This window comes from Helicobacter sp. 'house sparrow 1', from assembly GCF_900199585.1.
Taxonomy (GTDB): domain Bacteria; phylum Campylobacterota; class Campylobacteria; order Campylobacterales; family Helicobacteraceae; genus Helicobacter_H.
In genome coordinates this window covers 565,769-572,000 of the sequence record NZ_FZQY01000004.1, presented here as the reverse complement: position 1 = coordinate 572,000, position 6,232 = coordinate 565,769, and the positions used below count along the sequence as shown (strand labels likewise).

General features: G+C 32.4%; 6 protein-coding genes. All 6 read right to left on the bottom strand.

Annotated elements, in window-relative coordinates; genetic code table 11:
- Nucleotides 1-944: 944 nt before the first annotated feature.
- Nucleotides 945-1,889, bottom strand: a complete 945-nt coding sequence (locus tag C6H31_RS03200; RefSeq protein ID WP_104697348.1) for a thiamine pyrophosphate-dependent enzyme — start codon at nt 1,887-1,889, stop codon at nt 945-947.
- Between the two features lie 11 nt (nt 1,890-1,900).
- Nucleotides 1,901-3,121 (bottom strand): 2-oxoacid:ferredoxin oxidoreductase subunit alpha, encoded by a 1,221-nt coding sequence (locus tag C6H31_RS03195; RefSeq protein WP_104697347.1) that lies wholly within the window; start codon nt 3,119-3,121, stop codon nt 1,901-1,903.
- Nucleotides 3,122-3,130: 9 nt separating this feature from the next.
- The gene (locus C6H31_RS03190) at nt 3,131-3,514 is read right to left on the bottom strand and encodes a 4Fe-4S dicluster-binding protein (protein WP_104697346.1); all 384 of its coding nucleotides are present in this window, start codon (nt 3,512-3,514) and stop codon (nt 3,131-3,133) included.
- Nucleotides 3,515-3,524: 10 nt separating this feature from the next.
- Complete coding sequence (locus C6H31_RS03185; protein WP_104697345.1) at nt 3,525-4,085, bottom strand: pyruvate flavodoxin oxidoreductase subunit gamma; 561 nt, start codon at nt 4,083-4,085, stop codon at nt 3,525-3,527.
- A 154-nt stretch (nt 4,086-4,239) separates the two neighbouring features.
- On the bottom strand, nt 4,240-4,884 hold the full coding sequence (locus C6H31_RS03180; RefSeq protein WP_233709903.1) for an HAD family hydrolase: 645 nt from the start codon (nt 4,882-4,884) through the stop codon (nt 4,240-4,242).
- Nucleotides 4,865-6,217 carry an MATE family efflux transporter gene (locus tag C6H31_RS03175; protein ID WP_158654709.1) on the bottom strand — a complete coding sequence of 451 codons (1,353 nt, stop codon included), beginning with the start codon at nt 6,215-6,217 and terminating at the stop codon, nt 4,865-4,867. Before C6H31_RS03175 ends, C6H31_RS03180 begins: the two co-directional genes overlap by 20 nt.
- Nucleotides 6,218-6,232 lie beyond the last annotated feature (15 nt).

Sequence of the window (6,232 nt, the reverse complement as noted above, 5' to 3'; positions counted from 1 at the left end):
GTTTTCATTTACTTTTTTTACTTTTAGGGAGCTGTTTTTAACAGTTTTTAATAAAAATTTTTATTTATGGCAAAAAATCTCTAAAAAATTAATACTAGTTAATTTATTTTTTAATGTTTTTAATCCAAAAATTTATTGGTTTGATTAAAGTTTTTTTATATTTTTATGCAAGATTATCCTAACTTTAAAAAATTCTGATTACACTAATTCTATTAATAAGATTTTTTAAAATTATTTTTTAGTCAGCCTCTTAGTAAATTTAAATACGATTTTTTAAGAATTTCGCTTGACCTTTATTTGTCCATAAAAACAATTGTGATTTCTAAATCACTAAGACATCTTCTAATAATTAGCATAAAAACATTTTGGTTACTTAAGCCACATTAAAATATTGTTTAAGATTAAAAGATGCAGTTCTCTGAGAGAATTTTTATAATTGTTTGTTATTTAGTCTATATTGCTCTAACAATAAAATCTAACTATTAGATCTCATATCCTTAGAGTCTTATATAAAATTTACTATATTTTTTAGTCCATCTTTTTCTTGGTAACATTGAAATTTTTATACTTCAATTCCCTCTCCTACCACCACTCAATACAAAGGAGGTTCAATATGCTAAAAACTCTCAATAAAGCATATTGTGATTAATGTTGTCAAATTGTCATCTTGTATTCTTGTATAGTTTTTAAAGACCTAAGATCTTAAAGAAAAATTAAGTGGTGGCAAGAGAAGGAATCTCAAACTCTTGTCAAATTCAATACGACAATCATTAGAACCACTAACTCAAGTTTATGAATCAATCTTAGTGTAAAAGAGGATATACAAATAGCTAAAATTTCTTGTAGCACACTGCAACTTCAAAAAAAGGTTTATATTTCTCTAAAGAAAAGAATATAAACCCCTAAATTACTGTGGTATCGCCTCCCCCTTACTCTCTGCAAACTTAAATTTTTGCCTCTTCTCTTCTTTGAAGCATCTCCCACTTTTTATCAACATCTTTTTGGAACTGCTCAATAATATGTTCATTTTCTGGTTTAAATAGATGTTTAAACCTTCCTTGAACTCCTAGATAGTCACGAACAGGAATCACATTTTTTGGACGATAGGTAATATTTAGCTGACAACCATCAATAATTTCATAAAGTGGAAATACTAAAGAATCCACTGCTAGATCCATCATCTCCACTGTATTGTTGCAACTAAATCTCCACTCTGTAGTACACGCACTTAAAGCATTAATAAAAGTTGGTCCCTCTGTATCTAGTGCTGTTTTAATTTTTTTATTCATATCTTTCCATTTATTTGGAGCAACTTGTGCTACATAAGGAGATCCATGTGCAGCCATAATTGACAGCATATCCTTCTTTTTCTCTTTTTTACCATAGCTCACCTTTCCAGAAGGAGTAGTAGATGTGCTTGATCCAAGAGGAGTAGAACCGCTTCTTTGACCGCCTGTATTTGCATAGACTTCATTGTCAAAGCAGATATAAGTAAAATCGTGTCCTCTTTCAAAACATCCGCTTATCCATTGGAAACCAATATCATAGGTTGAACCATCACCACCAAAAGCAACAAACTTAGGTTTTTCACCTTTGTATTTACCCTTATTAGTCAATGCACGATACATCGCTTCTGCACCAGAAACTGCTGTTGAACTATTTTCAAAGCCGATATGTATCCAAGGAACATCCCAAGAAGTATAAGGATATACTGCTGTAGAAACCTCGATACAACCTGTAGAATTTCCGATCAAAATAGGACCATCTACAGAGTTTAAGACTTCACGAATAATCATACCATGAGCACAACCTGGACAAAGAAGATTTGCACCTTCAAACTTTTCTGCTGACTTTGAAAATTGCTTCAAATTTTTAATATCTTTTGTCATCACTACTCTCCTTAATTAAAAGCCATTTTATTACCACGAAGGCCTATAAACTGTTGTGTTGGATGTGTTAATTTACCAGCTTTTGCATTCTTATCAAGATCTTTATATACCTCTATCAGTCCATCTTGTGTCATATCTCTACCACCCAGACCATATATATAATTTGATAAAATAGGCTTATTTGAAGCATTTTGCAATACCGCAACTCCAACTTCATTAAATAACATACCCATTGCTCCAGCAGGAGAACTTCTATCTAACATAGCAATTGCTTTACAATTTTTTAAAGCTTCAGCAACTTCCTTATAAGGGAATGGTCTAAGAGATCTAATTGAGACTACTCCAGCCTTAATTCCCTCTTTTCTTACATTTTGTGCAACAATTCTAGCAGTCTCTACAGTTGTTCCAAGAGCTACAATTGCCACTTCAGCATCATCCATATCATACGCCTCTACAAGGGAATATTTCCTACCTGTAAGCTTTGCAAATTCTTCAAAAACTTCTTTAATTACAACATCAGATTTCATTAAATCATGGTGCAATTGTGCTTTATGCTCAAAATGCCAATCTTCCTCTGTTTGAGCACCATAGGTCACAGGCTTGCTAAAATCTAATAATGGATTTTTAGTCTTATATTCTCCAACAAACTTATAAGCTTCTTCATCACTCAAAGGCATTACATTTTGTGCAGTATGCGAACAAATAAAACCATCTTGATTTACAATAACTGGAATTCTCACACGCATATCTTCAGCAATTCTAAAGGCCATTAAATTAAAATCATATGCTTCCTGTGGATTATAAGCACATAAACTTACCCAACCACAATCTCTACTTAAATACATATCAGAATGATCCCCATTAACATTCAATGGAGCTGCTAAGGCACGATTTACAAGATTTAAAACTAAAGGAACTCTCATACCAGAAGCTTGATACATTACTTCTACCATTAATGCAAATCCTTGAGAGCTTGTAGCAGTTGCCACTCTTCCACCTGCTGCAGCTGCACCTACACAAGCACTCATTGCAGCATGTTCTGATTCTACCATTACAAATTCACCATCAACATAACCATTGCTCACAAAGTTCCCATAATTTTGTACAATTGGTGTTGAAGGAGTAATGGGATAAGCAGCTACTACATCAATTTGAGCTTGTCTTAAAGCGTGGCTTGCAGCCATATTCCCATCCCAAACCTCTGTTTTTAATAATTCATATTTTAATGCCATTTTGTCTCCTTATTTTCTTTCTTTTTGAGGCCACTTTTGTATTGCTTCCTCATTTACTTCATTTTCATCAAACATAAGTAAAGATTTTGGATTTGTAGGACATACGGATACGCAAACACCACAACCTTTGCAGTGTGTATAATCAACACCACTCATCTTTTCATCTTGAGCCAAAATAGAAGCATCTGGACAATAAACCCAGCAAAAGAAGCAATTAATACAATGATCTTTATTATGAACAGGTTTTTGTACTCTCCAATGTGCTACGCTAGCTGTTCTAGAGCTGTTTTCTGTATAGTCCCTATTATCAGGCATTTTTTCTTGTGCTTTTAATCCATCCTCATTAAACGGAAAAAGAACAGACCCAATTTCAAATTCATTCCAACCTTTCATAATTTACTCCTTATCTTACTTCGTTATATGCTCTTGTAATTGCTTCACGATTTGCATCAATAATTTTTTGAGGAAGTTTCTTGCCTAAAAGTTTAATAAAATTCTCTAAGAAATAGTCTAATTCAAGCATTCCAGAAACCTTCATCAAAGCACCAAGCATAGGTGCATTTGGTACTGATTTACCAATTGTCTCAACAGAAATTTTAATACAATCTAATGTATATAATTCTTTGCCCTTTAATTCTGGCTTTTTTGCAATCAATTCATCTTTGCTTAAGTGTGTTGTGATAATGTATTTTGTATCAGCTTTCTCATTAGCACAAATATCTGTAATAAAAGTTAGTCCAGGGTCTATCACTAGAATATAATCTGGTCTCATAAATTTTTCGTGGTTTAAAATAGGAGAATCATCTACCCTATTATATGCAGTCATAGCCGCACCTCTCTTTGCGGAACCATAAAATGCAAAAGCTTGAACCTGTTTGCCTGTTCCAGCTACAACATCAGCTAATCCTTTCGCACCAGTAACTGCGCCCTGACCAGCTCTAGAGTGCCATCTGATCTCTAACATCATCTGCTCCTTTGTTAAAAATAATTAAAATCCTAATCTTAGGGTTTTATGCGCTCTGATTCTATCAAAAATTATCAAATATTGGGTATGAAAAAGTTAAAATAATCTTTACTTATAAAAGCAAAGATTATAAGAAGTTAATTTTTTATTAAAACTAAGACTCTTTTATAAACAAAACAGCTTCTAAAGTATCGTTAAATACCCTAAAGCCTCTAGCTTGTAATTTATCTCTACTTTCATATCCACTGCTAACTGGAATTGGTACTACACCCGCATTTACAGCAGCTTGAATATCTAAAGAAGTATCCCCTATCATATAAAATATAGAATCCTTATTGAAAAATTCCATAGCCTTTAATATTGGTTCAGCATGAGGTTTTGGATGCACTACATCCTCTCTGCCAATAACCGCTTTAAAGAGTTCTAGCACATTGAAGTTTTCAAGAATTTTTTTTGAATAAAAAGCTGTTTTTGTTGTCACAACTCCTAATTCTGCAAAGTTATATGCTTCCTTTAAAGATCTAATAGCATTTGGCAACATTGTGGTTTTTTGTAGATAAATCTCTTGGTAATAATCTCTATATTTTTGTACAAATACCTCTATCTTATCCCTAACTCCAAAATACTTAAACATTTCATCAAGAGGATAGCCAATAATACTCTTAATGGATTCTCTATCAGGGGATTGCATTCCCTTATCTTTAAAGACTGATATAAAACTTTGACAGATTGCATCTGTTGAATCTATCAAGGTCCCATCTAAATCAAACAACAAAACCTTATTTTTTAAGCGTTCCAAAAATCCTTCTCCTTTCATACAATAAAATGCAAGTTACAAAAACCAAAGCAACACTTTGAGCACACGGATAACTAGACCAAATCCCTATTTCTCCAAATAGATGGCTAAAGATTGGTAAAAATATCATAATAAAACCTATTGTATAAAGAAAGGTTATAATAAAAGAAGATAATGTGCGTTGTAAAGATTGCAAATAGGTGGCAATGAGCATGTTAAATCCTAAAAAAATATACCCAGCATAATAGATTCTCATTGCCAAAACAATTTCTGATATAAAAACCTTATCTTGTAATTGTTCTTGTTTTAAAAATAAAAAGATTAAATGATCTCCAAAGAAATATGCAAAAACATAAAGCAAAACCCCCATACTTAGCATTGCTTTTAAAGAATATCTTAAAATTTGCTCTGTTCTATCAAGCAAAGTTGCACCATAACTAAAACTAACGATGGGTTGCATTCCTTGTGTCACAGAGAGCAAAATAGTAAAAAAGATGATGCCACAATACATCAAGATACTATAAATAGTTACGCCTTTTTCACCCACAACAGACATTAAAGTTATATTAAATAAAAATATGACTATTGCTGCAGATAATTCCGCAAAAGACTGGGGAATACCTATCTTTGCTGCTTTCATCACACTCTTTATGGAAAAAGATCTTACAAAAAATAAATCTCCTTTTTTGAATAAAAAGTGCCAAATTAGAATTATGCTTCCAATAATATGGGCAGCAACCGTTGCTAAAGCACTTCCCATTACTCCCCATTCAAAAACAAAAATAAAAAAATAATTTAAGATAATATTGCTCACTGCACCTACAATCATAGATATTGTAGCAAGCATTGGCCTTTTATCGTTGGTTGTAAAAATATCACTTAGAGGATGCAAAACAATAAAAACCATACCCAAAAAGATTACACTTAGATACTCGATCACATAACCCTCAAGCCTTTCACTAGCCCCTAAAAAAGATGTGATATTCTCCACAAAGTAAAAGCAGATCAATCCCAGCACTAAGCTTACTATCACTATAAAATAAAAAATAGAGCTAAATACTATACGCGCTTTTAGAGGCTTGCTCTTTCCTAAATAAAAAGATGCAAGAGTTCCACCTCCAAAACTAAGCAATAATTCAAAAGAAATAATTACTAAAAAAACTGGCCAAGAAATTCCTATTGCAGCAAGTGCATCACTTCCTACCTTTTTTCCTACAAAGATTCCATCAATTGCAGAATATGTAGAAAGAGCTAACATAGTAAATAAAGAAGGAATAAAATAAGAAAAAAATAATGAAGGTATTGGAGCGTTTTTTAAATCAATCTTTTTTTGCATAATTTCCCCATAAAT